This window comes from Mucilaginibacter pankratovii, assembly GCF_014773265.1.
Classification (GTDB): domain Bacteria; phylum Bacteroidota; class Bacteroidia; order Sphingobacteriales; family Sphingobacteriaceae; genus Mucilaginibacter; species Mucilaginibacter pankratovii.
Genome location: NZ_JACWMY010000002.1, coordinates 20577 through 47567 on the forward strand (window position 1 = coordinate 20577; position 26991 = coordinate 47567).

General features: G+C 44.5%; 29 protein-coding genes. 13 read left to right on the top strand and 16 right to left on the bottom strand.

The annotated features are described in order from the left end of the window. Window positions 1-32: 32 nt before the first annotated feature. Window positions 33-491 carry a PA2169 family four-helix-bundle protein gene (locus tag IDJ77_RS03045; RefSeq protein ID WP_191187464.1) on the bottom strand — a complete coding sequence of 153 codons (459 nt, stop codon included), beginning with the start codon at window positions 489-491 and terminating at the stop codon, window positions 33-35. A 94-nt stretch (window positions 492-585) separates the two neighbouring features. Continuing rightward, window positions 586-753: a phosphatidate cytidylyltransferase gene (locus IDJ77_RS03050; protein WP_191187465.1), complete on the bottom strand. Its 168-nt coding sequence runs from the start codon at window positions 751-753 to the stop codon at window positions 586-588. Window positions 754-1204: 451 nt separating this feature from the next. Between IDJ77_RS03050 and IDJ77_RS03055 the strand changes: the two genes are divergently transcribed. After that, a complete protein-coding gene (locus tag IDJ77_RS03055; RefSeq protein WP_191187466.1) occupies window positions 1205-2692 on the top strand; it encodes an ATP-binding cassette domain-containing protein in 1488 nt (495 codons plus the stop codon). Here IDJ77_RS03055 and IDJ77_RS03060 read toward each other — a convergent pair. Further along, window positions 2689-3342: a hypothetical protein gene (locus IDJ77_RS03060; protein ID WP_191187467.1), complete on the bottom strand. Its 654-nt coding sequence runs from the start codon at window positions 3340-3342 to the stop codon at window positions 2689-2691. The two genes, IDJ77_RS03055 and IDJ77_RS03060, sit on opposite strands and share 4 nt — an antisense overlap. A gap of 128 nt (window positions 3343-3470) precedes the next feature. On the opposite strand from IDJ77_RS03060, the gene mqnC reads away from it, so the two are divergent. The 5 genes from mqnC (at window position 3471) to IDJ77_RS03085 (ending at window position 7313) form a co-directional block, all read left to right on the top strand. After that, window positions 3471-4595, top strand: coding sequence for a cyclic dehypoxanthinyl futalosine synthase (gene mqnC / locus IDJ77_RS03065; RefSeq protein ID WP_191187468.1), 1125 nt, complete (start codon window positions 3471-3473; stop codon window positions 4593-4595). A 273-nt stretch (window positions 4596-4868) separates the two neighbouring features. Further along, a complete protein-coding gene (locus IDJ77_RS03070; RefSeq protein WP_191187469.1) occupies window positions 4869-5108 on the top strand; it encodes a hypothetical protein in 240 nt (79 codons plus the stop codon). Between the two features lie 111 nt (window positions 5109-5219). Further along, window positions 5220-5780, top strand: coding sequence for an SMC-Scp complex subunit ScpB (gene scpB, locus IDJ77_RS03075; RefSeq protein WP_191187470.1), 561 nt, complete (start codon window positions 5220-5222; stop codon window positions 5778-5780). A 133-nt stretch (window positions 5781-5913) separates the two neighbouring features. After that, the gene (locus IDJ77_RS03080; RefSeq protein WP_191187471.1) at window positions 5914-6102 is read left to right on the top strand and encodes a hypothetical protein; all 189 of its coding nucleotides are present in this window, start codon (window positions 5914-5916) and stop codon (window positions 6100-6102) included. A gap of 80 nt (window positions 6103-6182) precedes the next feature. Further along, window positions 6183-7313 carry a GNAT family N-acetyltransferase gene (locus IDJ77_RS03085; protein ID WP_191187472.1) on the top strand — a complete coding sequence of 377 codons (1131 nt, stop codon included), beginning with the start codon at window positions 6183-6185 and terminating at the stop codon, window positions 7311-7313. Between the two features lie 18 nt (window positions 7314-7331). Here the strand turns inward: IDJ77_RS03085 and IDJ77_RS03090 are convergent, their stop codons facing one another. Both IDJ77_RS03090 and IDJ77_RS03095 read right to left on the bottom strand, forming a co-directional pair. Continuing rightward, window positions 7332-7673, bottom strand: coding sequence for a helix-turn-helix domain-containing protein (locus tag IDJ77_RS03090; RefSeq protein ID WP_191187473.1), 342 nt, complete (start codon window positions 7671-7673; stop codon window positions 7332-7334). Window positions 7674-8044: 371 nt separating this feature from the next. After that, window positions 8045-8899, bottom strand: coding sequence for a universal stress protein (locus IDJ77_RS03095; RefSeq protein ID WP_191187474.1), 855 nt, complete (start codon window positions 8897-8899; stop codon window positions 8045-8047). 182 nt (window positions 8900-9081) lie between these two features. On the opposite strand from IDJ77_RS03095, the gene IDJ77_RS03100 reads away from it, so the two are divergent. Then, window positions 9082-9486, top strand: coding sequence for an Rrf2 family transcriptional regulator (locus IDJ77_RS03100; protein WP_191187475.1), 405 nt, complete (start codon window positions 9082-9084; stop codon window positions 9484-9486). 55 nt (window positions 9487-9541) lie between these two features. Then, entirely contained in the window at window positions 9542-10180 is a 639-nt protein-coding gene (locus IDJ77_RS03105; RefSeq protein ID WP_191187476.1) for an NAD(P)-dependent oxidoreductase, read from the top strand. A 121-nt stretch (window positions 10181-10301) separates the two neighbouring features. On the opposite strand, the gene prmA is transcribed toward IDJ77_RS03105, so the two are convergent. The 7 genes from prmA to mce all read right to left on the bottom strand — a co-directional run bounded on the left by prmA (window position 10302) and on the right by mce (window position 17608). Continuing rightward, a complete protein-coding gene (gene prmA, locus IDJ77_RS03110; protein ID WP_191187477.1) occupies window positions 10302-11138 on the bottom strand; it encodes a 50S ribosomal protein L11 methyltransferase in 837 nt (278 codons plus the stop codon). Window positions 11139-11235: 97 nt separating this feature from the next. Next, window positions 11236-12000 carry a triose-phosphate isomerase gene (gene tpiA / locus IDJ77_RS03115; RefSeq protein WP_191187478.1) on the bottom strand — a complete coding sequence of 255 codons (765 nt, stop codon included), beginning with the start codon at window positions 11998-12000 and terminating at the stop codon, window positions 11236-11238. Between the two features lie 112 nt (window positions 12001-12112). Then, the gene (locus IDJ77_RS03120) at window positions 12113-13297 is read right to left on the bottom strand and encodes a putative sugar nucleotidyl transferase (protein ID WP_191187479.1); all 1185 of its coding nucleotides are present in this window, start codon (window positions 13295-13297) and stop codon (window positions 12113-12115) included. A 65-nt stretch (window positions 13298-13362) separates the two neighbouring features. Further along, the gene (locus IDJ77_RS03125; RefSeq protein WP_133236702.1) at window positions 13363-13611 is read right to left on the bottom strand and encodes a type B 50S ribosomal protein L31; all 249 of its coding nucleotides are present in this window, start codon (window positions 13609-13611) and stop codon (window positions 13363-13365) included. Between the two features lie 185 nt (window positions 13612-13796). Then, the gene (locus IDJ77_RS03130) at window positions 13797-15173 is read right to left on the bottom strand and encodes a right-handed parallel beta-helix repeat-containing protein (RefSeq protein ID WP_191187480.1); all 1377 of its coding nucleotides are present in this window, start codon (window positions 15171-15173) and stop codon (window positions 13797-13799) included. A gap of 229 nt (window positions 15174-15402) precedes the next feature. Then, on the bottom strand, window positions 15403-16764 hold the full coding sequence (locus tag IDJ77_RS03135) for a right-handed parallel beta-helix repeat-containing protein (protein WP_191187481.1): 1362 nt from the start codon (window positions 16762-16764) through the stop codon (window positions 15403-15405). Window positions 16765-17179: 415 nt separating this feature from the next. After that, on the bottom strand, window positions 17180-17608 hold the full coding sequence (gene mce / locus IDJ77_RS03140; RefSeq protein WP_191187482.1) for a methylmalonyl-CoA epimerase: 429 nt from the start codon (window positions 17606-17608) through the stop codon (window positions 17180-17182). A gap of 100 nt (window positions 17609-17708) precedes the next feature. On the opposite strand from mce, the gene IDJ77_RS03145 reads away from it, so the two are divergent. The 4 genes from IDJ77_RS03145 (at window position 17709) to IDJ77_RS03160 (ending at window position 20709) form a co-directional block, all read left to right on the top strand. Further along, entirely contained in the window at window positions 17709-18920 is a 1212-nt protein-coding gene (locus IDJ77_RS03145) for an IscS subfamily cysteine desulfurase (protein WP_191187483.1), read from the top strand. Window positions 18921-19041: 121 nt separating this feature from the next. Next, window positions 19042-19455: a Fe-S cluster assembly scaffold IscU gene (iscU, locus tag IDJ77_RS03150; protein ID WP_067192943.1), complete on the top strand. Its 414-nt coding sequence runs from the start codon at window positions 19042-19044 to the stop codon at window positions 19453-19455. Between the two features lie 86 nt (window positions 19456-19541). Continuing rightward, entirely contained in the window at window positions 19542-19868 is a 327-nt protein-coding gene (locus tag IDJ77_RS03155) for a HesB/IscA family protein (protein WP_134737978.1), read from the top strand. 166 nt (window positions 19869-20034) lie between these two features. Next, window positions 20035-20709 (top strand): DUF2625 domain-containing protein, encoded by a 675-nt coding sequence (locus IDJ77_RS03160; protein ID WP_191187484.1) that lies wholly within the window; start codon window positions 20035-20037, stop codon window positions 20707-20709. 48 nt (window positions 20710-20757) lie between these two features. Here IDJ77_RS03160 and IDJ77_RS03165 read toward each other — a convergent pair whose 3' ends face one another. Continuing rightward, window positions 20758-22440 carry a GH39 family glycosyl hydrolase gene (locus IDJ77_RS03165; RefSeq protein ID WP_191187485.1) on the bottom strand — a complete coding sequence of 561 codons (1683 nt, stop codon included), beginning with the start codon at window positions 22438-22440 and terminating at the stop codon, window positions 20758-20760. A gap of 158 nt (window positions 22441-22598) precedes the next feature. On the opposite strand from IDJ77_RS03165, the gene IDJ77_RS03170 reads away from it, so the two are divergent. Then, window positions 22599-24512 carry an AMP-dependent synthetase/ligase gene (locus tag IDJ77_RS03170; protein WP_191187486.1) on the top strand — a complete coding sequence of 638 codons (1914 nt, stop codon included), beginning with the start codon at window positions 22599-22601 and terminating at the stop codon, window positions 24510-24512. A gap of 8 nt (window positions 24513-24520) precedes the next feature. Here the strand turns inward: IDJ77_RS03170 and IDJ77_RS03175 are convergent, their stop codons facing one another. From IDJ77_RS03175 to IDJ77_RS03185, 3 genes are all read right to left on the bottom strand, one after another. Then, window positions 24521-25531, bottom strand: coding sequence for a Kelch repeat-containing protein (locus IDJ77_RS03175; RefSeq protein ID WP_191187487.1), 1011 nt, complete (start codon window positions 25529-25531; stop codon window positions 24521-24523). A 99-nt stretch (window positions 25532-25630) separates the two neighbouring features. Continuing rightward, window positions 25631-26254, bottom strand: coding sequence for a CatA-like O-acetyltransferase (locus IDJ77_RS03180; RefSeq protein ID WP_191187488.1), 624 nt, complete (start codon window positions 26252-26254; stop codon window positions 25631-25633). Then, window positions 26255-26938 carry an HAD family hydrolase gene (locus IDJ77_RS03185; protein ID WP_191187489.1) on the bottom strand — a complete coding sequence of 228 codons (684 nt, stop codon included), beginning with the start codon at window positions 26936-26938 and terminating at the stop codon, window positions 26255-26257. Window positions 26939-26991 lie beyond the last annotated feature (53 nt).

Here is a 26991-nt window from a genome sequence, read left to right on the forward strand (position 1 = left end):
AGCGCTTCTTTCATTTTAATTTATCCTTTTTTTCAGTGCAGCACACCATCGCGTAATGCCTTTACAGTATCGTGCGCGGCATTCAATTCAACTTGTTGTTTACTCAGTATTTCGCGGATAAAAGCCGGCAGATTATCTTCATCGAGCGCGGTTTGGTAGGCTTTCTTTATCGTGTCTTCGCCAAATTCGCATTCCTCTAAAATACTGTGTTTGCTATGCCCGTTAAAGGCAGCCTTCAGATCCAGCCAGGTGCGGTGCAGCTTACCACTGGTAGATGTGCCGGTCTCTATATCTTTACCAAGGGCAGCTACTTCAGTAGCAATTTCCATTTTAAACCTGTGGCTATCGCCAATAAGGTTGATAAAAGTGTATTTAAGATCGGTATCCTCATGTTTTAGTTCGCTTAGCGCGCGTTCAAATCCGGCTATACGGTCGTTGTTGATCAAGATCAGATCGTTAAGGGTTTCAATAGCAACTTTGGTATTTCCCATGATTTTGTTCCTCCTGGTAAATAAAACCACATAAAAAAAATATTGTTTCAATTAAGAAACAATATTTCATAGTTAATTTAAATAATTTTTTTGTTTATTGTTTCCCCCTGAATGCAGAGATGATCCAAAGGATAATGCCTATAATAACAATAACGGCTATAACGCCAACCGCAGCGCCGGCCTTAAATATGCCGCTTATAACAGAGCAGCTACTGAGGGCAACCATTGCCAGTACAATTAATAAAATGTTTATTTTTTTCATGGTAGATTATTGATAGATTTTTGATGGAAAATCCAATACAATAATCGCACCCTATTTAAAATAGCGAAAGATAGCTTAGTTTTCTTCTATATTATTGGCTTCTGCAGGCAAAAAGCGTACAGCAATCAATACAATAAAAAAACTCATGGCAAACAGTGGCAGCACTGTCTCCAGTATCAATAGTAAATTCATTTCAAAAAATTAGCGGGTGCAAGCACCGTTAATAATTAAATTTAGGTTGGCGTACCGGCTCAAAAGCGCTGTTTATCAGATAGGTTCTACTAATTTATAGATTGGTTTCGAGAAAAAAAACACTTTCATGAAAAAAAGATGAAATTTTTTAAAAACATAATTTATAAGAAAATAAAAAACGTTTCTAATTAATGTTAAGTATACATTAATTAGAAATTATGGGCACCCTGCAGTAAAAGAATGTAAATTGGCCGCAAATATGAATTTACTATTTTCGCTAAATAAAATTATTGTAAAGTTTGCGGGGCACACCGCTATAAATCAGCTAAGCTTCGCCGTAAACAAAGGGCAGCATTGGGTGCTAACAGGTAACAGCGGCTCGGGTAAAAGCGTATTGCTGCAAGTTATAGCCGGCAATATAAGTATCAGCGGCGGTACGCTTGCTTATAATTTTACCAACGGGCAAGGCAAACCCGCTATCGATTTTCATCCTTACATTGCTTTCGCAGGTGCCCGGCACCATTTTAAAAACCTGGCAAACACCAGTAATTTTTATTATCAGCAGCGCTACAACTCCTCCGATTCGGAAGATGCGCTTACCGCAGAGCAATACCTGCAGGTTATTAAGCCCAACACCCATTCCCCTGTTTACTGGGTATTCGAAAAAACAATCGCCGCGCTAAACCTGCAGCACCTGCGCGATAAGCAGGTGATAAAACTATCAAACGGCGAAACAAAACGGTTGATGATAGCCGCCGCTTTACTTAAAAATCCAACACTGTTGTTGCTTGATAACCCGCTTACCGGACTGGATGCGGCTACCCGCCAGTATTTCAACACCTTGTTGGGCGAAATAAGTGCATCGGGCATTACCCTGGTGATGGCCACTTCGGCGCATGAGATACCCGATGTGATCAGTAATGTAGCGGTATTAGATAATGGCATCATCACTAAAACACTAAATAAGCAGCAGTTCCTGGCAGATCTGGAGAGCCATCCCGAGAAACCGAATGTGGACACGGATGCTTTAAAAGCGCTCATCAGCACAAATGCGAAACCGCACAATTACGCCGAAATTGTGGCCATGAACAACGTGGTGATCCGCTACGGTGAGAAAACCATCCTCAACCACATCAACTGGAGCGTGAACCCCGGCGAGCGCTGGGCATTACTTGGCCCCAACGGTGCCGGTAAAAGCACGCTGCTGAGTTTACTAAACGGCGATAACCCGCAAGCCTATGCCAATGATATTGTATTGTTTGATAAAAAGCGCGGCACCGGCGAAAGCATCTGGGATATCAAAAGCAAAATAGGTTTTGTATCGCCCGAGCTGTACCAGTACTTCCCTACCGATAACTCCTGCCTGCAGGTGATCGAATCGGGTTTTTATGATACACTGGGCTTGTTCCGGCAAAGCAGTCCGACCAAAGCAGCCTTGGCTTTAAGTTGGATGAAGGCATTGGAGATAGACAAATACGCCCGTGTGCTACTAAAGAACATCCCGGCCAGTGCGCAACGCTTATGCTTATTGGCGAGGGCACTCATCAAAAACCCGGCGCTATTAATTTTCGACGAACCCTGCCAGGGACTGGACGACCACCAGCAGCTCCACTTTAAAACCGTGGTAGATACCATCTGCAGCATCAGCAACGTAACGCTGATCTACGTTACGCATTATCAGCATGAGATACCGGATAGCGTGGATAAGGTTTTGAGACTGGATAAGGGGGAGGCAGTTGACAGTTAGCAGTGTGCAGGTCGCAGTCGGCGTCTGTTGCGGATTGCGAAGAAGACCATTAGCGAGAAAGGTATCAAAGCAGGCCAAAAAGATTTAGCGGTGTCATTAAATAGCTCTTTGGATTGGGCAATCCTATCACGTCGCTCGCCCCAGAGGGCGTTGCCGCAAATAATAAAAAGTGGAATTGTTTCCTTAACATCAGCACCGGCTTTTTTACGGGGAAATGTGGTAAAATAAACCCTATCATTATAAGGGATAATATCAATTTTATCCTTAAAACGCAAACCTACGTCAAGCACATCAACTAAATCGCCATAACTTGCGTTATCTTTTAGCTCTGCTACTATCCCATTCTTCCCATTTTGATTGCTGACAATTTTAGCGCATGCGATTGCCAGTTGGTGCAGCGACTCGTTGTTATTTTCTTTATTCCCGTTAATTGTTACAACCGGGAAATTTTTATAATCGAGGATATTTAGCTTTTGCGTTTTAAATTTATTTGCATCTTTTATACTTGTGTCATTGTTCCACCCAATCTCAATTCCCCACTTTGCTTCCGTCTTAAGTCTATGAAGATAAATGTACACAACTACCAATGGCAAAAACACCAAACTGATAAGTCCGGGGAAATAGATGCGGGAAAAAATAGTTTTTTTCATCGGGTTAGGCTTACTCAAATCTAAACATAAATCGCGCCTTTGTCAACCCAATACCACCTTTCGCCTTTTACCTTTAAGCTTTTACCTTTCTGCTTTCACCTTTTCCCTCCTACCACGTATATTTGTATATGAATACAGCCGATCTGTTGCAGCGCGCTTTAGCTTTCGATTTCCTAAGCATGGAGGAAGGAGTTTACCTCTACAATAACGCCTCCACTGCCGACCTCATGTACACTGCTAACGAACTGCGCAAGATACAGGTGCCCCACGGCAAAGTTACCTGGCAGATAGACCGTAACGTTAACACCACCAACGTTTGCATCGCCAACTGTAAGTTCTGCAACTTTTTCCGCCGCCCGGGGCATGATGATGCTTACATCACCGATATTGAGACCTACAAAAAGAAGATAGAAGAAACCTTCCGCTACGGCGGCGACCAGCTTTTACTGCAAGGCGGTCACCACCCGGATCTCGGCCTTCAATTTTATACCGACCTGTTCCGCGAGTTGAAACAGCTTTACCCTAAGCTGAAACTTCACTCCTTAGGTCCGCCCGAGATTGCCCACGTAGCCAAACTAGAAGGCATGAGCCATTACGATGTGCTGAAAGCTATGAAGGAATCGGGGCTGGATTCCCTGCCGGGTGCAGGTGCAGAGATATTGAACGACCGTGTACGCCGCCTTATCTCTAAAGGTAAATGCGGTGGCAAGGAATGGCTGGATGTAATGCGTGCCGCGCACCAGCTCAACCTGCCAAGCTCAGCCACCATGATGTTCGGGCATATCGAAACCATCGAAGAGCGCTTTGAGCATTTGGTTTGGATCCGCGAGGTACAATCAGAAAAACCCGAGGGCCATTACGGCTTTGTGGCCTTTATACCATGGCCTTTCCAGGATGACGGTACGCTGCTTCGCAAAGTCCGTGGCATCACCAACAACGTAACCGGCGATGAGTACATCCGCATGATAGCCCTGAGCCGAATTATGCTGCCGAACATTAAAAACATACAAGCCAGCTGGTTAACTGTAGGCAAGCAAGTTGCACAATTGTGCCTGCACGCGGGCGCAAACGATTTTGGCTCTATCATGATAGAAGAGAACGTGGTATCTGCCGCAGGCGCGCCACACCGCTTTACTGCCAAAGGCATCCAGGATTCTATTAAAGAAGCCGGTTTCGAACCACAGCTTCGCACCCAAAAGTACGATTGGCGTGATGTACCAGTGGAGATTGAAGAGCAGGTGATAGATTATTAGGCGAGGCCCCCCAACCCCCTGAAGGGGGAGCTTTTGATTTGTATTGTAGCAATTAAAAACTACCATGAGCACGTGGGGAAGGTTGAAAGGGCGACGAGAAAATTTAGAACCTCAAACCGTCGGTTAAAACCGACGGCAATGAAGGTGGGATTGCGGATACATCACCGACAAATATTGAGTAATCCACCTTCATTGCCGTCCCATTTATGGGACGGACGGCATAGAGAGCGAACTTTGTGCGAAACAATCCCCCCTCCTTCCTGTTATCCAATCATGGAACGTCACAACCTCAGCATTACCAACAACGATGAAACATTCAGCTTCGAGATAAGCGATTATCCACACCACACACACGATCATTGTAAATTTGACGTGTACCAGAATGGCGTACTGGTTGCCGGCTTTAACCCCGATGAACAGAACGTCCTTCACCTTTGTAATGATAAAGGCACCGTATCCCCGGAGATTTTAAACCTGCTGGCCGATGAGATAGAAGTGCATCACTGGATGTAGCATATTTCTATCCTAAAAAATTCTTCTTTCGGTCTTCCTGACTTTCGGACTTACCGACTTCTCAACCTCCCAACTTTTTCTTACTTTCGGACTTGCCGACTTACGGACTATATGGAAAATATCGGGCAATACATCGAGGCACTCATTTTCGCGTCAGAACAAGGCATCCGCATGGAAGAAATTCTGTACTGCCTGCAGGCTGCCTTCGAGCATGGTTTTACCGCCGATGAGGTGAACGGGCATATCGATATCATCCGCGCAAAATACGGCGAGAGCCAGTACGCCATTGAGGTGGTGAAGATCAACAACGGTTACCAGTTCCTCACCAAAAAGCAGTATCACCCGGTTATCAGCCTGCTGCAGTTGCAACGTTCTAAAAAGAAACTGAGCCAGGCAGCGCTGGAAACTCTCGCCATTATCGCCTATAAACAGCCCGTAACCAAGCTGGACGTAGAGCAGATACGCGGTGTAAACTGCGATTATTCGATACAAAAACTGCTGGAAAAGGAGCTAATTGCCATTACAGGGAAGGCCGAAAGCGTTGGCAAACCCATCCTTTATGGCACAAGCAGCCTCTTCATGGACTATTTTGGTATAAACAGCATTACCGAACTACCACAGCTAAAGGAATTTACAGAAAGCACCAGCACTATTGGCGAGCCTTCAGAATAAATTCAAAAGATATTTTTATTGAAAATGATTTTAATTATTTTTACTCTTAATAAGTTGATTATTCAACAACAACCTTTACATTTAAAAACAATTAGGTTAACCGAAAAATTTTAACAAATAAACATTTATTAAAATGGCAACTCCAAAAAAACCTGTTACCAAGAAAATTGCCGACGACGAGGATGACGACTTGGATGATGACGCAACACCGGGCAAAAAAGTAGCAGACGACGATGATGATTTTGATGACGAGATACCGCTGGACGACGACCTGGGTAGATTCGACGCTTTTGACCCTTATGATGACGAGGACGACGACTAACGCAGCCGCATAAAAATATTTTGTAAAGCATTCAGTAGCCCGCTGGATGCTTTTTTTGTAAAGGGCATTTTTGCTACCCGATGAAGATAACCGAAGTAAAAAGCAAGGCAGATAAAAAAGCATTCCTGGAGGTTGCACGGACCGTTTATAAAAACGATGATAACTGGGTGTGCCCGCTGGATAACGATATCGAAGCCGTTTTCGACCCCGCGCGCAACAACTTCCATACCCATGGCAAGGCTACCCGATGGATCCTGAGCAACGACGAGGGCCATCTCATAGGCCGTGTGGCTGCATTCGTCAACGAAAAAAAGGCTTACCAATACGAGCAGCCAACCGGAGGCATGGGTTTTTTTGAATGCATAGATAATAAAGAAGCCGTCTTTCTACTCTTCGATACCGCGAAAGACTGGCTGCAGGCAAACGGCATGCAAGCTATGGATGGCCCCATCAACTTTGGCGAAAACGATAATTTTTGGGGCCTGTTGGTAGAAGGCTTTACGCCTCCGTCCTACGGAATGAACTACCACCTGCCCTACTACAAAGGTTTTTTTGACGATTACGGATTTAAAACACAATACGAACAGATCACCAATCACCTGGATGTACACAAGCCCTTCTCCGAAAGGTTCACCAAAATTGCCAATTGGGTCATCAAAAAGCCTGGCTACAGTTTCGAGCATTTTAAAATTAAGGAAATTGAGAAGTACGCGGCCGATTTTATAGAGATCTATAACGATGGCTGGCAGGATTTTGAAAACTTTGTGCCCATAAATCACACCACCATCCTGGAGAGTTTTGAAAAAATGAAAGCCATTATGGATGAGCGGCTGATATGGTTTGCCTACATTAACAACGAACCGGCATCTTTTATTGTTATACTGCCCGATGCCAACCAGATGATAAAACCGCTGAATGGAAAATTAAACCTGATAGGTAAATTGTTGTTTGTTTATCGCCGCTGGAAAGGGGTATCGCGTATGCGGGCTATTGTAATGGGTACCAAGCAAAAATTCCAAAATCACGGGTTGGAATCGGCCATATTTATCAAACTGAAAGAATATGTTTTGCCCCTGAAACAGTATGATGAGCTTGAATTATCCTGGGTGGGCGATTTTAACGACAAAATGATAGCCATGCACGCAGCGGTGGGCGCTACATTTGGCAAAAGGCATTTAACTATGCGCTATATTTTTAAGCCCGGGGAATAAACTCCCGGGCCTTAAAATTTATGCGGTAACTTTTTTGTGCCTTAATTCTTCAAAAAGCTCAATAACTTTCTTCTGGAGGTCGATAACTTCGGTTTCTCGATCCATTAGTTTTTTATTGACGTTCTCTAACTCACTGGCGATCTTTTGATCGTGCTCAGTTTCGTTATAAGTAAGCAAAGCTACAACCGACATCTCAAATAAAGCAGCGATCTGCTCCAGGCGGGATAGGTTGATGTCAGTAATTCCGGTTTCGATCTTCGAAAAGGCGGGAATAGAAATATCTAATCGCTTAGCTACTTCTTCCTGGCTCCAGCCTTTTTGGTGGCGTAACAACCGGATCTTTTTTCCAAGTGTCTTCATATATGGTTAATTAGGATAAGGGTTTCTCAATAGTTAATAAAGTTACAATTAATTTGAATAATAAACTAATTACTAATATTATTTATAATAATTATTTATTTGGTCGCCCAAATTAATTTTCCTCAGATCGGGTTTCAAAACCTTGCAAATTCATTCTGCATAGTTTTACTCCCGGTTTGCCGGCAAACAGCATATCTCCCTTACCCTGAGTATTTTATGGTTAAATAATACTATCGCACACGATGCCGCACAAAACATCCTTTAAACAGCTAAATGTATACAATTCTATGCAGTCAATCAAGTAGGGTAATAAACTATTGTTCAAAGCAAATCATTTGGTGCGGCATTGGTTATCGGAGAAACACACACCCCTACTTCAACAACAGCACCGGCACCGGCGAACTGGCCGCCAGCTGCTGCGATATGCTGTTATGTAATATCGATTGCAGAAAGCTATAGGTGTGTGGCAAGGCTATCACCAGCTGCGCGCCTTTTTCCACTGCGAAATCAAGCACACCTTTTATAATTTCGGGGTCGTCGATGTAATGATACTCGGGTTTGAGTTCTTTAAGCATTTGATGCAGGGCCGTTTCTTCGGCAAGTAGTTCGCCGCCGGCAACACCTGGTTTACCCTTAGCTACCGCATGCACCACCAATAGCTTGATGGGCCGCTTCTCCAGCAATTTATGCAGGGCCGCGGCAGGCACGGTATCCTTCACTTTTTTAAAGTCGCAGGCCACCAGGGCCATGTCAATTCGCTGGTATTTATATGCGGGGGGTACTACCATTACCGGCACCGGGCAGGTTTTAGATATAGCAATTACGTGGCTGCCAATGCCAATATTTTTTTCGCGCACGGTGCTATTGCCAATGCTCCCTAAAATAACAAGGCTCACCTTGTTTTGTGCAACGGCATCGACAACGGCGCGCAGCAAATGCGAGCGGTGCAGGCGCGTTTGAATAATCACTCCTTCCCGCACCCTGCTTTGTAGTGTATATTTCAGGGTCTCCAACTGGCCTATACGGATTCCGACCTCCTCCTCAATTTCGCTCTCGCGCAGCATCATCATATCCGCGTTGGGCAAAAGCGACTCATAGGGAGAAACGTAATAGGCATTGATGAGTATAATACGCTCCACATCAGTTTCGTGGCTTAGCTGGGCGGCGTAGTGAGCGGCGTTAAAGGCGGCTTCGGAGAAGTCGATAGGTACAAGATAAGTTTTCATATCGATAATTTAATACTTTCTGACTATTTTAGTCTAAAAGTTAATGCAATACAAATTTAGCTAACCCCAGGGCCGGCATTGTCAACCGGGGTTCATTTTTATAATAGGTAGTTTAAAGGTATTGATTTATTAGAAAACAAAGCTACATTTGTACTGTAATAAAAATTATTACAAATAAGCAATTGAACGGACGGTTCCCCATAGCATTACACATCATGACGCTGCTTTGCAGTGCAGAGGGCCTGCTGTCGTCAGAATATATGGCCGGCAGCATTAATGTAAATTCGGTTTTGGTGCGTAAGGAACTCAGCAACCTCATTAAAAACAAATTGGTAAGCAGCCAGGAAGGAAAAAACGGTGGTTATACCCTCGCCCGCCCAGCAGCACAGATCACGCTGGCCGAAATCTACGAAACTGTAAAACCCGAAGCCGTTTTGGGTCAGGCAAAAAACCAGCCTAACCCGGCCTGCCCTATCGGCAAGCAGATCAATCAGCATATAACGGAGCTATATATAGATGTAGATAAAGTATTGATGCAAAAGCTGGGGAATACAACTTTGCTGGCATTTGTAGCCAAATTCAATTAAAAAAATTTAAACAAAACTGTAACATATTTAATTACAATTAAACAAACACAATTTTATGAAAGTAGCAATAATAGGCGCAACAGGCTTTGTAGGCAGCGCGGTAGTAACAGAAGGTATTTTGCGCGGGTATGAGATAACCGCTATCGTGCGCGATACGGCAAAAGTTCAAAAAGCGGCAGGTGTAACTGCGGTATCTGCAGATGTATATGATGTAGATGCGCTGGCAGTCGCACTATCCGGCCACGATGCCGTAGTAAACGCCTTCAACGCCGGGTGGACAAACCCCAACCTGTACGATGATTTTACAAAGGGCTGCAACAGCATCCAGGCGGCTACGAAAAAGGCAGGGGTAAAACGTTACTTAACCGTTGGCGGCGCAGGCAGCTTATACATTGGCGGGCACCAGTTGGTAGATTCTCCACAATTCCCGAAAGAGTATTATGCAGGTGCCTCCGCCGCCCGCGATTACCTTGCCGCCCTGCGCAAAGAAGAAGAACTGGACTGGACCTTCCTGAGCCCGTCCATAAACCTGCACCCGGGCGAACGAACCGGCAACTTCCGTTTAGGTACCGAAAACCCGGTGTTTGATGAGCATGGCAAAAATGATATTTCGGTGGCCGATCTGGCCGTTTCCATTTTTGATGAATTGGAAAATAACCAATTTGTGAAAAGCAGGTTTACACTGGGATATTAATAAAAACGTCATGCCGAATTTATTTCGGCACCCCACTTGCAAAGTAGCCACCATGCATACGAATAATGCATGGTGGCTACCTGTATTATGGGTTGCTGAAACAAGTTCAGCACGACGTGGTTTATGAAACGAACTTTGCCGCCACCCAATCCTTATCTTTTTTGTGGATGATGTATTTTAGCCCGTATTTCCGGGCTTCATCGGTGATGATATCCAGGTCGGGTGTTTCATAAAACCCGCTGAAGTAGATCTCGCCGCCGGGTTTTAAAACTTTGGCGTAACTCTCCATCTGATCCAGCAGGATATTGCGGTTGATATTGGCCAGGATAATGTCGTATTGCTCGTTTGGAATTACCTCTTTGGAGCCGCATAAAGCCTTTATATTCTGACTATTATTAAGCGCAGAGTTTTCGATAGTGCTCTCGTAACAAACAATATCATAGTCGATAGCGGTTAGTTCTGCAGCGCCTAATTTGGCGGCGAGAATGGCCAAAATGCCGGTACCGCAGCCCATATCCAGCACCTTTTTGCCTTTAAAATCATTCTCTAGCATCAACGCCATCATCATGGCCGTTGTTTGATGATGCCCGGTACCGAAGGCCATTTTAGGGTCGATAACGATCTCATACGGAAATTCCGGTTTAGGGGCATGGAAAGTAGCCCTTACAAACACCTGCCCGCTTACCTCAATCGGTTCAAAATTACTTTCCCAAACTTCGTTCCAGTTTTTCTGCGGAATAAGGGTGATATCATAGCTGAAAGTGAACATCTCCCGGTAATCAGCAAGTTGATCATCGAGCGCTTCCTGGTTAAAATCATCCACCGGGATGTAGGCTTTAAAGCCAAGGTCGACCTCTTCAAAAGTATCAAAACCTATCTCACCAAGGGCAGCTATCAGCAGGTCCTGCTGGTAATCTTCGGTTGTAATGGTAGTGAAAAGAAGTTCGTAGTAGTTCATGGGAGGAGATTAGAGGTTGGAGAATAGAGGTTAGTTAAAACGCTGGTTAGAAATGAGTATTCTAACCTTTAATTAACTAACCTCCAGCCTCTAACAATTAATTAAACGCTTTAACAATATCCGTAAAGTCGCGCGATTTTAGGGATGCGCCACCTATCAGGCCGCCATCGATATCTGCACAGGCAAATAGCTCGGCCGCGTTTTTTGGGTTACAGCTGCCGCCGTAAAGGATGGTAGTTGCATCGGCCACTGCCTGGCTGTATTTAGCAGCAATTTCGGCGCGGATAAAGGCATGGATCTCCTGTGCCTGGTCTGATGTTGCAGTTACACCTGTACCAATAGCCCAAACCGGCTCATAAGCCAAAACGATAGTGCCGAAAGCATCAGCATCTAAATGAAAAACACCTTCCACTAACTGACTTTTAATAATATCAAAGTGCGTATTAGCTTCGCGTTCCTGCAAAGTTTCGCCGATACAGAAGATTGGCTTTAAGCCGTTTTTAAGGGCGGTATCTGTTTTTTTAGCAAGCAGTTCGTTACTTTCGCCAAAGTACTGGCGACGTTCCGAGTGGCCTAAAATAACATATTCGGCACCGGTAGATTTTACTTGTTTTGCAGAGATCTCGCCGGTATAAGCACCAGATTCGGCCTGGTGAGCGTTTTGCGCACCAATGGCAACATTGCTATAGCCTTTAGCCAAAGCCGCCAAGCTGTGCAAGTGAATAAACGGACTGCAAACAACCGCTTGCTGATCGCCGGTTGCTTCGTCTTTTACCATGTTTACCACTTCAGAAAACAAGGCTAAACCTTCGTTATAATCAAGGTTCATTTTCCAGTTTCCGGCTACAATTTTCTTTCTCATTGTGTTTTGTTTAGTCCATGGACGATGGTCGATAGTCCATTGTATTATTATTTAATGTTTAGTTATAATTCAATCATAGCCATGGACTATCGACCATTGACTATGAACTCTTTTAAAATTCCCTGTAAGAAGCAGTCAAATTAAAAACCTCTGTTAAGATGGCCCTTTCTGCTTCATCAAACTTGCGGTGCTCGCGGCGGGCAAATACGCGGGCCGTGGTCTCCATAGCTTTATCGTAAGCATATTCCTCAAATCCATCGCTGCCTCCCCATGCAAAATCGGGAATGTGGTTGCTTGGATAGCCACCGCCAAAAACATTGGCATTTACCCCTACTACAGTACCCGTGTTAAACATGGTATTGATACCACTTTTAGCATGATCGGCCATAATGAGGCCGCAAAACTGCAAGCCGGTATCACGGTAGCTCTGCGTGGTATAATCCCACAGTTTTACAGGCGAATAATTATTTTTTAAGTTAGAGTTATTGGTATCGGCGCCTAAATTGCACCATTCGCCCACTACAGCATTACCCAAATAACCTTCGTGCCCTTTGTTGGAGTAACCCCAAACCACGGCATTGTTTACCTCGCCGCCAATGCGGCAATATGGGCCAATAGTTGTGGCGCCGTACACCTTAGTCCCCATTTTCAGCTGCGAGTGCTCGCATAAAGCAAAAGGGCCGCGGATGTTGGTACCTTCCCAAACTTCGGTATTGTTAGCCAAATAAATAGGGCCGTTAACGGTGCTGAACGTGCAGCATTCGGCCTGTACGCCTTCTTCGGCAAAAAAACCATCACCTATGATGGTATTCGTGCTGCTGATGGTTGCGCTGGTGCGGCCAATGGTCAGCAGGGCAAAATCCTTGCGCAGCTCGGCATCATTCTTTCTAAAAATATGTTCCGGGTATTGGATGCGGGTAAACCCACTGTCGTATTTAAGCGCGCCGGCCAGGTAAATATCCGGCGAAAAGTTTTTTGCTTCCGCCATGTTCAGGCGAACGGCGATCAATACATCATCTAAAGCAATGGCCTCGCCGGTTTGCAATTCGCTAATGATGGCTACCAGGCTTTCGTCGGGGCAGATGGAGCCGTTGATGAAAAAATTATCGCTCTCCACAACCATCGGAAACTTGGCCTGCAGGTATTCTTCGGTGTAAAACGAAAATTCCCGGGCGAGGTGTTTGCCCCATTTTTGGGCAATGGTAAGGATACCTAAGCGCAGATCGGCAACCGGGCGGGTGAACGTTAAAGGCAGAAGCGTATTGCGGGCGTTATCGTCGAAGAGAATGATTGCCATGGGCCAAAAATAAAAAAAGTCCCCCGGTAAACGGGGGACCTGTAAATATTTTATTGAAAAAACACTTATTTTTTGTTGTAACGGCTGCGGAACTTGTCTATACGTCCGGCAGTGTCAACTAACTTCATTTTACCTGTATAGAACGGGTGCGAAGTGTGTGAAATTTCTAATTTAATCAGCGGATATTCATTGCCATCTTCCCATTTTACGGTTTCGCGGCTATCGATGCATGATTTGGTTATGAAAGAATAGTCGTTAGACATATCCTTGAAAACAACTAACCTATAGTTTGATGGATGCAGATCTTTTTTCATTGCTATTGTATACTTTTCTTTCTTATAAAAGAGGTGCAAATGTAATGAATTAATTCAAAAGTTGAAAGTCAAAATTAAAAAGTTTTTAACACCTGTGGAGAGATGACGCTTGCAGCCGGGATTATGCCGGTCTTTCTGATTTATATCACCTTGTTTCGCTATTTATTAACTACAGCAAGCTTGCATTAATACTCCGTAGCACCAACATCAAATGCGCCGCCGGCAGGGCGTGCAGTGCCATAATAATCCATACTTACACCGTTTAATAAAACGTTTGTCCCTGCATTGATCAATGGCGACCATGACTGCAAATGAAAATCTCCCGCATTATAATTTATAAATCTACAGCTATTAACATCACTGTGCACGTAATTACGTAAAATGTTTACTTTAACATACTTGCTTTTTCTGTTTACGGAAACACCGCCTTCCCTTATTATGATAACATTATTAAGAACGGTGTTCATGGGGATCGTTTCGGAATTTAATTTTATCCCATCCAAAGCAGGATAAATGATGGTATTATTTATAAATTGAAAGTTAAGCCCCGGGGTGTACCTCGAATCGGCGAAAATACCGTGAGCCCCTGCATTAAGAATATAGTTATTACACACCAGGTTATCGCCAAGCCCCAGAACGATAATACCGTTACCAGGCGCATTTTTTATCAGGTTATTATAGCATTTGCCACCCGTACCTTCCCCTATCTGGATCCCGTTGTTCTGGCCGCTTGCAAAGGGCGTTAATCCGGGCGATTTAACGGTATTATTATAAATTTCTGCCCCGGCTATGGCGCTGCCCACTTGTATACCTTCGCAACCTGTAGAATCTGTAATATTTTTGTAGATCTTAACGTTCAGCACATCGTGAGGCAAAACGGTACCGCAGGCAAGTGACCTCCCTTCGGCATAAAAGGAATTCCCTATATACAAACCTTCTCCACCCGTTTGGTGCACATAATTATCGTGTATAATTACATTGCTCATGATAAAATGGCCGCGTTGCGTTTCCTCATCGCAGGTTGGATCTGTTTTAGCCATGATCCCGGCAAATCCGCTGTTACGCACCTCAACGTTTGCTATTTCAAAATCCGAGCTAAGATCGTCCATCGTCATACCGATGTTACCACCATTTACGTCAATGCCGTACTTAGTTGCCGGATCGCCGTTGCCCATTATTTTAAAGTACTGGCAATTGATAGTTTTAAACCCATAAGATGCAGTAATTGTTGTAGATAAGGTTACCCTGCCGCCCTTGTTGGTAATAATAATGGGGTTTGCAGCCGTCCCTTTAAAGTTTTTGAGTAACAAGGCACCCCTGATGCCGGCAGGAATACATATCACAGAGCCCGGCGGAATATTTGTTCCATCAACAAACCATTCATTAGGCATAACGGTGTAGGTGCAGTTGTTAACTATTTCCGGTGTTTCACCGGAAACTAAAGCGATCTTCTTTGCGTTCCGTTGCGCTTCAGTTTTAATGTCATTTTTGCTACACATCATACAAGATGATGCGATCAATAAAAACGCGGTTACGCGCATTACGTATTTTATCTTTCCCATTTGGTAGAGTAATCAAGCTGCAGACGGCCCATAGCTGTTTAGCTTGAGCTAATTGCGATAAAAGCTGTTATACGACGGTTTTATCAAATGGTTACTTCTAAAGGTTGTAAAGTTTTCCTCCGAAGCAATAAATTAGCATACAGAAATTATTGCTGCCCGAAAACGGGATCAGGGAGTTTTCCCGCTTTGCTGGATTTGGATTGGCTTCCATAGCAGCAGATTTTTGGCATTAATACTCCGTAGCGCCAATATCAAAAGTGCTCCCGGCAGGGCGTGCGGTACTGTAATAATCAAAACCCACCCCGTATGGCAAAACGTTTGCCCCTGCATTTATTAAAGGAGATGATGACTGCAAATGAAAATCATCAGCACTATAATTTACAAACTTACAGGTGTTTATATCGTTATTTACATAATTATTTAACGAGGTAAGCTCCACACCCAGATTGTTCCTGGCTATGGCAATGCCCGATCCCGCGCTGATAATAACATTGTTGATAACCGTATTCATCGGAATAATTTCGGAATTTAATTTTATGCCGTTTAAAGCTGGAGCAATAATGGTATTATTAATAAACTGAAAGTTAAGCCCCGGGGTATATCTCGAATCCGCGAAAATACCATGAGCCCCCGAATTGAGGATATAATTATTAAACACCAGGTTATCCCCCAGCCCAAGAACAATAATGCCATTACCCGGCGCATCTTTTACCAGGTTGTTATAACATTTGCCACCGGTGCCTTCCCCTATTTGTATACCGTTATCCTGCCCGGCAGCAAAGGGCTTTAATCCCGGCGACCTAACTGTATTGTTATAAATTTCGGCCCCGGCTGTTGCGCTACCAACCTGTATGCCTTCGCAACCTGTAGAGTCGATGATATTGTTATATACTTTAACATTAGCCACGTCATGTGGTAAAACCTTGCCACAGGCCAGCGAAACTCCGTTAGCATAAAAAGAATTACCTACATAAAATCCTTCGCCGCCTGTTTTGTGCACATAATTATCGTGAAGCAATATATTCCTCATGATAAAGTGGCCGCGCTGCGTTGCTACATCGCAGGACGGGTCGGTTTTCGCCATAATGCCTGCAAATGCGCTATTGCGCACCTCTACATTGGCAATCTCAAAATCCGAGCTGAGGTCGTCCATCGTCATGCCGATGTTGCCGCCATTTACAACAAACCCATACTTTATCGCGGGGTTGCCATTACCTGTTATCTTAAAATATTGGCAGTTCTGTGTTTTAAAGGCATAGGACGCGGTAGCTTGTTCCGTAAAAGTTACTCTGCCACCTTTATTGATAATAATAATTGGCTTTGCAGCCGTGCCTTTAAAATTTTTAAGCAAAAGAGGGCCCCTGGTACCGGCCGGAATGCAGATGGTAGACCCGGCGGGAATACCTGTACCATCTACAAACCATTCGGAAGGCTTAACGGTATAGGTGCAGTTTACGCCGGGATCAGAAGAATTTATCTGAGTTTCGGTATCCGTGTCTGCATTTGAGTTTGGCCCTCCTTCAATTTTATTTATCTTTTTGGCACACATCATTAATGATGATACCACCAATATAACTGCTACTATGCGCATGATGTAACTTTTAATTCCCATTCGTGAAAACTCAGGCAGGCCGTAAATAATTGGATAACCAAGGTACAATTATTAGCTATAATTCAAAACCCGCTTTTGCAAAAGTTATTATACGTGGCTTTGATGGGATTGTTGCTTTGGTAGATTTTTATAGCTGGGATTTGATGTGCAACTGTCAGCTCTTATGCCACTAACATTATTTAAACTGTATTTCCTATAGATTACAATACTGCGCCAGCTGGCTGCAAAAAAGTTTACAAAAGTTAACACAATTCAAAGTGTAAACATTTTAGTTAATTGATTATCAAATAATTATATTTTTGAGGGTTAACACAGACGCAGGCACATATTTACTTATTGGTTAATAGCCTATGGGCTTTTAAACCGTAGACCCTTAACTTATCACCCCTCGAATTCAAACTTCCGCTCTCCCTCCATGAGCCAGGGGGCTCTCCTGGCATAACTCCACCAAAACCCCATTGGCGCTCTTGGGATGTACAAAGCAAACCAGCTTATTATCAGCCCCGCGCTTGGGTTTATCGTTCAGCAAAATAAAACCTTCCGCTTTTAAACGTGCCATCTCGGCTTCTATATCAACAACATCAAATGCGATATGATGGATCCCCTCCCCTTTTTTCTCCAGGAATTTAGCAATGGGGCTATCGGCAGTGGTAGCCTCCAGCAGTTCTATTTTATTGGGGCCGCTTTGCAAAAAGGCGGTATTAACACCTTCGGAGGGCACTTCCTCGGTTTTGTAGACAACGGTATTCAGCAGCAGCTCGTATATGTTCTTAGCGGCCTGCATATCCTTCACCGCTATGCCGATGTGCTCTATCTTGTTCATGTCCAAATATTGTAAATTATTGGCATCAAAATGCAATTTACAGGGCTTGCAAAGTATTAAAGTAAAAGTTTGCGTATATTTGTGTTGTTAATTTTTAACCATGAACATCCCAATTTATTTAGATAACAACGCCACCACACCAATGGACCCCCGGGTGCTGGAAGCCATGCTGCCTTATTTCAACGAAAAGTTTGGTAACGCGGCCAGCCGCAACCACCCTTTTGGCTGGGTAGCAGAAGAAGGCGTTGATTATGCACGCGAGCAAGTGGCCAAACTGATAGGCGCTTCAGAAAAAGAGATCATCTTTACTTCGGGCGCAACCGAATCAGACAACCTGGCTATTAAAGGCGTGTTTGAAATGTATAAAGAAAAAGGCAACCACATCATCACTGCGGTTACCGAGCATAAAGCAATATTAGACGCCTGCAAACACGTTGAAAAGCTTGGTGGTAAGGTTACTTACCTTCCTGTGAAAGAAGACGGCCTGGTAGACCTTGCTGTATTGGAAGCAGCTATGACCAGCGAAACCATCCTGGTATCTATCATGTATGGTAACAACGAAATTGGCGTAATACAACCCGTTAAAGAGATTGCCGCTATTGCCCACAAGTATGGCGCTTTATTTATGACGGATGCTACACAAGCGGTTGGTAAAATACCGGTAAACGTTATTGCCGATGGTATCGACCTGTTAGCTTTATCGGCACATAAAATGTACGGCCCTAAAGGTGTTGGCGCTTTATACGTACGCCGTAAAGGACCGCGTGTAAAAGTTACCGCACAAATGGACGGTGGCGGTCACGAGCGCGGTATGCGTTCGGGCACCCTCAACGTACCGGGTATAGTTGGTTTAGGTAAAGCCTGCGAGATTGCCGGTTTGGAAATGGAAAGTGAGGCGATCCGCCTTTCTACTCTTCGCAATAAACTGGAAGGCGCTTTAACCGTGCTGGAGGAAAGCTATGTAAACGGGAACGTTAACTACCGCTTGCCACACGTTGCTAATATCTCTTTTAAATATGTAGAAGGTGAAGGTTTAATGATGGCGATGAAAGATCTGGCGGTATCGTCTGGTTCGGCTTGTACATCAGCGTCTTTGGAGCCATCATACGTGCTGAAAAGCCTTGGCTTGTCTGACGACCTGGCACACTCCTCCATCCGTTTTGGCTTGGGCCGCTTTACTACCGAAGAAGAAGTTGATTACGCCATCGAAGTAACCAAAAAATCGGTTACCCATCTGCGCGAACTTTCACCGCTTTGGGAGATGTTTAAAGAAGGCATCGACCTGGATTCGATTGAGTGGGCAGAACACTAATTCAATTTGAAGATGTGGTAATTTGAAGATTTGAAAATTACCTCGTCTTTAATAAACTATAATAACACGGTTTGATTCATTTTCAAATCATCAAATTTTCAAATTACTAAATTAAAAAGCTATGGCTTATTCAGATAAAGTTATCGACCATTACACTAACCCCCGCAACGTGGGTACGCTTGATAAAAGCAGCCACAAAGTGGGTACCGGCTTAGTTGGTGCGCCCGAGTGTGGCGACGTAATGCGTTTACAAATACAGGTTGATGATAACAACATCATCACCGACGCAAAATTTAAAACATTTGGCTGTGGTTCGGCTATCGCTTCTTCATCTTTGGCTACCGAGTGGCTTAAAGGTAAAAGCGTAGATGATGCCATGAAGATAGACAATATGGATATCGTAGAAGAGCTTGCTCTTCCGCCGGTGAAGATCCACTGCTCTGTTTTGGCAGAAGATGCCATCAAAGCGGCTATCAACGATTTCCGCGTAAAAAATGGCATGGAGCCAATTGTGCTTGAAAAATCACATCATTAATTCGGAGAGTGGTGAGTGGAGAATAGTGAGTAGTTAATCTGCACCGCTATTTACAACCATTCACCACTCCCTTTTCACTACTCACCATGGTTACTGTAACTGATAAAGCAAAAGCTAAAATAGACCACCTGATGCAGGATAGCGGGCTCGATGCCTCTTATTTTCTGCGCGTTTCGGTACAGGGTGGCGGCTGCTCGGGGTTATCCTACAATCTCGATTTTGATAACGAAGAAAAAAAGGGCGACCAGTTTTTTGAAGACCGCGGCGTACGTTTCGCGCTGGATATGAAATCGTTCCTGTACCTTGCGGGTACGGAGCTTGATTTTAGCGATGGACTGAACGGCAAAGGCTTTAACTTCCATAACCCAAATGCAACCCGCACCTGCGGTTGTGGCGAAAGTTTCTCGGTATAAATTCCTCCCTTTATAATATTTAAATAGCTCCGTTTTGCGGAGCTATTTTTGTTTTAAAGCTAAATGCTATATTTAAACCACAAATCTTAGCATGAAATTTAAAATTACCGCCCCCGCACTACTACTTGTCTTATTTTCCGCCCAATATTCATTTTCACAACCTAAAATGCGCCCCTTAACGGAGTTGAAAGCTGACACATCCGGTTGGGTATTATTAAAGGAGTTGTTTAAAACCGCCAAAAACAAGGTAGATGTTCTGCCAGCTACAAACAGCGCGAAGGCAGCGGAAGCCTTATACCAAACCCAGGTTACTACACATTCTTATATGGGTGCTATAATTTACTACACAGGCGGATTGCTGATAGATAATGGCTGGATAAGGCTGTTAGGATCTGGCAGCCCGCGGTTTACCCGTACGCTACCCGGCTGGAACAAAGGCAAAACTTTTAAAGAATTTGGCGAACGCCCGGGCTATCTATTGATTGGTGATGATGCTATTGGAGGCTTCTTCGCTATAAACGGCGGTGCCCTGGGGCCAGAAATGGGCAAAGTGTATTACCTCGCGCCGGAAACGTTGAAATGGGAATCGCTCCAGAAAGGGTATTCAGACTTTGTGGATTTTTGCCTCAATGGGGATTTGGATAAATTTTATGAGGCGTATCGTTGGAAAGACTGGCAAACGGGGGTTAAGGGATTGCATGGCGACAGTGTTTACAACTTTTACCCAACATTATGGAGCAAAGAAGGCCGGGATATCCAAAAAGACACTCGCAAAATTGTTCCGGTGCAGGAACAATATGATTTTAACATGGATTCGATCAGACAGTTCAATATCAAATAGAACAAAGGCTCCGCAAAACGGAGCCTTTGTTGTTTTAATTATACAATCCTATTTAAGGTAGCTTACATATAGCAAGGATACCCCCTGCCGGGGCAGGTTTATCACTTTATTGATACTTCCGTTAGCGACTTTCAAAACCATGGGTTTACCAATAGTTTTCAACTTTCCAGCCTGCTCCAATTGCGCAACCTGGGCTGTGGTGGGTGCCGCCGGCGAACCCATCTTTTTCCACACTGCATAGGAATTACTGTGCTCATCATCAATGCGATATTCGGTTAGTTTAACTTTTTTCGCGCCGCTACGCAAGCCCGTGATATTTACCGCAACAGGCTCGGCATTGCTTTGCTTATCTTTATCCGCATAGTTCCAAACCATAACGGTTACTTGCCGGTCGTTTTTTGCTGCCAGTCCGCCGATATCCGTTTGTGAACCACGGATGCTGGAATCGAGTACGGTTTTAAGATCGTACATGCGGTTACCTGTAACCTGCACCCTCGCACCTTTCATCATACCAAACATCCGGAAAACATTCAGCACGGGTTTATCAACGCCGTTAGTCGCCAAATCGCGGAAGCCCGCAAACCAGGGCTGGTTTTCAAACTCGAACGACCAGCTCACTGCACCGATCAAATTAGTTTTGTAGGCGTCCATCAGTTCGTAAACCCGGGCAAACGAAGCCGCCGTATAACTCGAATACATCGTACCGTTACGGTAGGCGTTCTCGGGGTTGGTCGACATTCCGCAGGCAGCACATCCCTCCGGGTCCGATTCGCCGATTACGATGGGTATATTCTTAAGCGCCGCAAACGAGTTGATCTTTTTAAAATGGCCTACAATATCATTAAGCTGGCGCCTTATACTCATCACAACGGTATCTTTCACTAAACTTGGTGCGCCTTTGGCATGAAACAACACCAAATCCAGCGGCGAACCAATACGGCCGGTTACGTAATTGGTATCAACCAGGCAATGCCGCAAAAATCCGTCGAGCCATTTTTCGCCCCCGCCTGTAACATTTGGGCCGCCAATGCGGGCCGTAGGCAGCGCACGTTTCAGCCCGTCGGCAGCATAATCATACAACTTGTAAAATTCGGCCGGGGTGCCTTTCCAGTAAGCGCCGTTTGCTTCGTTCCATACCTCCCAATACCAGCTTTCTACTTCCTTTTTTCCGTAACGGGCTACGCAATGGCTCACCCATTGGTAAACCAATTCGCCCCATTTTTTATAGTCTTTGGGCGGATATGCCCAGCCGGTTTCTATTTTCTGATAACTCATACCGGGCTTCCATTGATGCTGGTACGGCTCGGGCATTATAGATAATGCTTTGGGCATAAACCCAATTTGCGCCAGGGGTTTCATACCCCGTTTAACGTACGTATCAAAAATGCTATCTACTATGCGGTAGTCGTAAACAGGCTTCCCATTGGCATCTTCGGTATATATATTGGTCGATCCCCATTTAAGGGCGGGTGTGCCGTCGCCGGTGGTTAACAGGTTGTGTGCACGCACGTATACCGGTACGGGGCTTAGCTTCGCAATTTCGGTAAGGAGTTTGCGTCCGTCTTTCATATAGGTATAATTTGGCTCGTCATAACCAAACCATGCCCATAATGGCCTCATATCGCCTTGCTCCTGTTGCAAGTTTACGTTAATAACTGCGGGTGTTTTTTGCGCATAAACTTTGCTGCATAACACACCAAGCATTAATAATAGCACACCAAATTGTTTCATAACTAAATTTACCGTTTATATTACCTGTTAATTTGACGGTTAATATATTAAAATTATATTGATACTTCCAAAACCGCTATTTTCTTGGGGAATAAAGACATTGCTATTATTATGAAATTAATATAGCTTTGTTTTAGTATAAACCTGATATAAACTTAATGAACATCGTAGCGGAGCAATCAACTATTCCGGGACTCATCCGTAATGTTGTAGCAAACATACACCCCGACACCCATACCTTTATGATGCATAAGGTAAAGGATGCCTGGGTAGAGATTACGTACAAACAAGCCCTCGAAAAAATCGACGCTGTGTCGGCCTGGTTCCTGGATATTGGCATACAAAAAGGCGACCGGCTGGCCCTCCTGATAGAGAACGGCCCTGATTACGTTTATTATGACCAGGCGCTACAGCAAATTGGCGCCATAAATACATCTATATACCCTACCCTTTCGGAAGCCGAGGTAGAATATATCCTGAACGATTCGGAAGCACGTACCATCCTTTGCGGCAACCCTTTCCTGTTTCGCAAGGTTTTAAAGATTGCCAATAACTGTAACTCACTTATCCGCATCATCCCGGCTTTTGATGATTTTGAAAAATTCAGCGATAAGCTGAACCTGAACGCCGGTGTTGTAGGGTTTAAAAAAGTAATTGAAGAAGGGCTGGCTTGTGTTGAAAAATATGCACGGGCCATCAAGGCTGCACGCGAAGCTATTTTAACCTCCGATGTTTCCTGCCTTATTTATACATCGGGCACAACCGGAACGCCCAAGGGCGTAATGCTTACCCATAGCAATCTCACGCAAAATGTAAGGTGGAGTTTAGTACAGATCCCGATCATAGAGAGTAGCGACCTGTTCCTTTCATTCCTCCCGCTTTCGCACGTGTTTGAGCGTATGGCCACCTATTATATTTGCTTAAACAAAGGTTGTACCATTGCTTTTGCACAAAGCCTGGAGCTTTTGGCCAAGAATATGATGGAGGTTAAGCCAACGGTAATGTGCTGCGTACCGCGATTGCTGGAACGGATCCACGATAAGGCCATGAAGAACGGCCTTGCCGCAGGCGGCATGAAAACCAAAATATTTACCTGGGCCTTAAAAATAGGCGAGGAAGTACGCCACACCACCGAGGCAGGCAAAAAACCGGGACTGGTTTTAGCAACCCAGCATAAACTTGCAGATAAGCTTGTTTTCAGCAAAATAAAAGAGAAAACCGGCGGGCGGTTAAAGCTGCTGGTATCTGGCGGTGGCGCTTTGCCAAAAAACATCGGCGAGTTTTTCGGCAATATCGGTATCATGGTATTAGAGGGTTTTGGTTTAACGGAAACTTCACCGGTAATGGCCGTAACCGAAGACCACCGTATTATTATAGGCACCGTTGGCCGCATTATACCGGGCATTGAGGTGGCTATTCAAAACGTGGATACCAAAAAGATCTACACCATACAAACGCATGATAATTTCAAGCCCGATTTCACTTCAGAAGAGGGCGAGATCGTTGTTCGGGGGCATTGTGTGATGAAGGGTTACTGGCGTAAGCCGGAGGAAACCGCGGCCGTGATAGACAGCGAAGGCTGGTTCCATACGGGCGATATTGGCAGATTTTACAAAGGCAACCTGCAAATTACCGACAGGCTGAAGAATATGCTGGTAAATGCTTACGGAAAAAACATTTACCCTACCCCGGTAGAAAACACTTACCTGAAAAGCCCTAAAATTGAACACGTGTTTTTATTAGGCGATAAACGCGAATACATCACCGCCATATTAGTCCCCGGCCGCGAATTATTGCAGGAAACTTTTCACCTGGGTAACGACTTTTTTGAGAAACCGGATGTATTCATAGAAGACCCGGAGATCATAGAATGGATAAACCAGGACGTTAAAAAGTATTCTCATGAGTTGGCCAAATTCGAACGCATCAAAAACTTTAAGCTGAAACGAGTACCATTTAGCATGGAGGAAGGTGAGATAACCCCCACCCTAAAAGCCAAACGCAAAGTGATAGAAAAGAAATACGCCGAAGCGATAGACGAATTGTATCTGCAGGAAGCGGAGGCGGAGTAACCCCCCCGTTACTGCTTCTTAGTCGGCGTATACTTCCAAAAATCTTTCTTTAAGTTGGGGTTGCCTGTGCCCGCGTAGCCTATTCCGTTGATGGAAAAGCTTACGGCATCGTAACGTGCCTCACCGCCGTAGGTGGTTATTTTTATCCAGCTATCTTTAAGGCTGTCGTATTTGTACCAATCGTCTGCCGATGAGGAGGCAGTAGTGCCCAGGCCTACGTAGCCATCGGTACCAATCACAAACTGGCTGCTAAAAACGCGCACTTTGCCGGTAAAATCTGCTTTGGCTGACCATTTATTGGTGGCGGGATCATATTCCCAAAAATCTTTTTTTACAATATCCGGCGATGAGCCGCCCAGGCCTGCATAACCTTTACCACCTATGGCAAAGGCAGCTACACCAAAACTGCCATTGCCGGGATAATCGGCAAGGCGCGTCCATTTATCGGCGGTGGCGTCGTACTTCCAAAAATCCTTATAACTGGCGGCGTAGTTATTATCGGTACCCAAGCCCAGGTAGCCTGTACCGTTTATCTCAAACGCTCTAACGTTTTCGCGTTCTATGCCGGGAAAGTTCGCCTTTTGCGTCCAAACATCTGTTGCAGGGTTATACTCCCAAAAATCTTTGTTCTGCGGGGTAGCGCCGGGGTCATCGTATTGTATTCCGTATCCTGTGCCCAAATAAGCTTTACCGTTAATGCTAAAACCGCGGATATATTCGGCAGCCTGCCCGGGGTAATCCGCTTTGCGCGTCCATTTATCTGTGGCGGGGTCGTATTCCCAAAAATCATAAAGAGGCACCACATTAAACCCCGAACCCGCATTACCGCCAATAATATAAGCTTTACTACCAATGGTGAACGCATAAGCGCGCACCCTTCCTACGCCGGGGAAATCGCCAAGCTGTTTCCATAAACCTGGTAAAGCGTTCTCATAGTTAGGCACAAAAGGCTTTTCCTTTTTACAGGAAACAAGCATAGCAAGGGCAATAAATAACAGGAATACTTTTTTAACAGGCATAATTGGTTGGCGAGATAAAGTAAATATATCATTTACATTTTATAATGTACCGATATACTTACTTCATAAATACGCGATTATGCCGGGCACGGTTGCTTGTTAAGCGTTTAGCAGCTCCTGGTAAATATCAATAAACTGCCCTACATGCAGCCCATCTGTTAAGCCATGATGAACGGTGATAGATAAGGGCATCATCTTTTTGCCGTGCACTTCGGTAACCTTTCCTACCGATAGCTTGGTGGAGCTATCCTGATAAGAAAAGCTGCGGGCATGAGTTAAGCCACTGAATTTTATCCCCGGCATTGCCGAAAAGTGGATGATATTTTCGTGAGGGATGCTCAGGTCGAGCCCGTTAGTGGCCAGTATCCGTTCGCTATCTGTTTTAGCTAAAGCGACAAATTCATCAAGCGTTGGCATAAAGGGCACAAAACCGAAACCAAATGTGCCGTTGGGACGAAGCACCACGTGGGTAACATCTATCTGGTCGTATAAAAAAACCTCGTTGTTAATAGCGCGGTACCTAAAGTTCTCGTGCCTGTTTATAGCCGTAATAGCACAGTACATGTAGTACATATAAAAAGATACGCCCAGTTCTTTTGCTTTTGCATAAGCCCTGGTAACATCTATGTCTACATTTACACTAAAATAAGGCTCTTCAAAACTATTGAAGAGTTTAAAATGGTCTTCGCGCAGCCAGCCTTCCAGTTCAATTTTGGTTCTCATCTACAATAACTCCAGTATATCTTTTATGCTTTCTACGCTTTTAAAACGCTCGTTATCTATGCTGTCTTCAATATGCTCGTGTGCCCAGGTAATGTGGTAAGGTACGTGTACGGCGTATCCGCCTACGTTTAGCACCGGTAAAATATCGCTTTTTAATGAGTTGCCAACCATCAGCAGCTCCGATGGCTGAATATCCAGATGTTTAAGCAATTTAAGATAATTGGCATCATCCTTTTCGCTCATGATCTCGATATGGTGAAAATACGGGTTTAAACCCGATTTACGCAGCTTGCGTTCCTGGTCCAGTAAATCGCCTTTGGTGGCTACTACCAGGCGATATTTACCTTTAAGGGCCTCCAACACTTCTTCTACTCCATCCAGCAGTTCTATGGGTTGATTAAGCATTTGCTTACCCAGATCCATAATTTGCTTAACCACATCTATAGTTAGCGTATCGTTGGTGATCTTCATGGCAGCCTCTATCATAGAGAGGATAAAGCCTTTTATACCATAGCCGTATAAACCAAGGTTCTCTATCTCGATGCGCAGCAGTTCGCGCTCCAGGTCGTGGCGCGACAGGTAATCACTCAGTAATTCACAAAAACGTTCTTCTGTTTGTCTGAAATAAGGTTCGTTCACCCAAAGGGTATCATCAGCGTCGAACGCGATAACTTTGATGTTCATGCGGTAAAGGTATTTATTTACCGACAAAATAAAACCCGACAAAATTACATCGT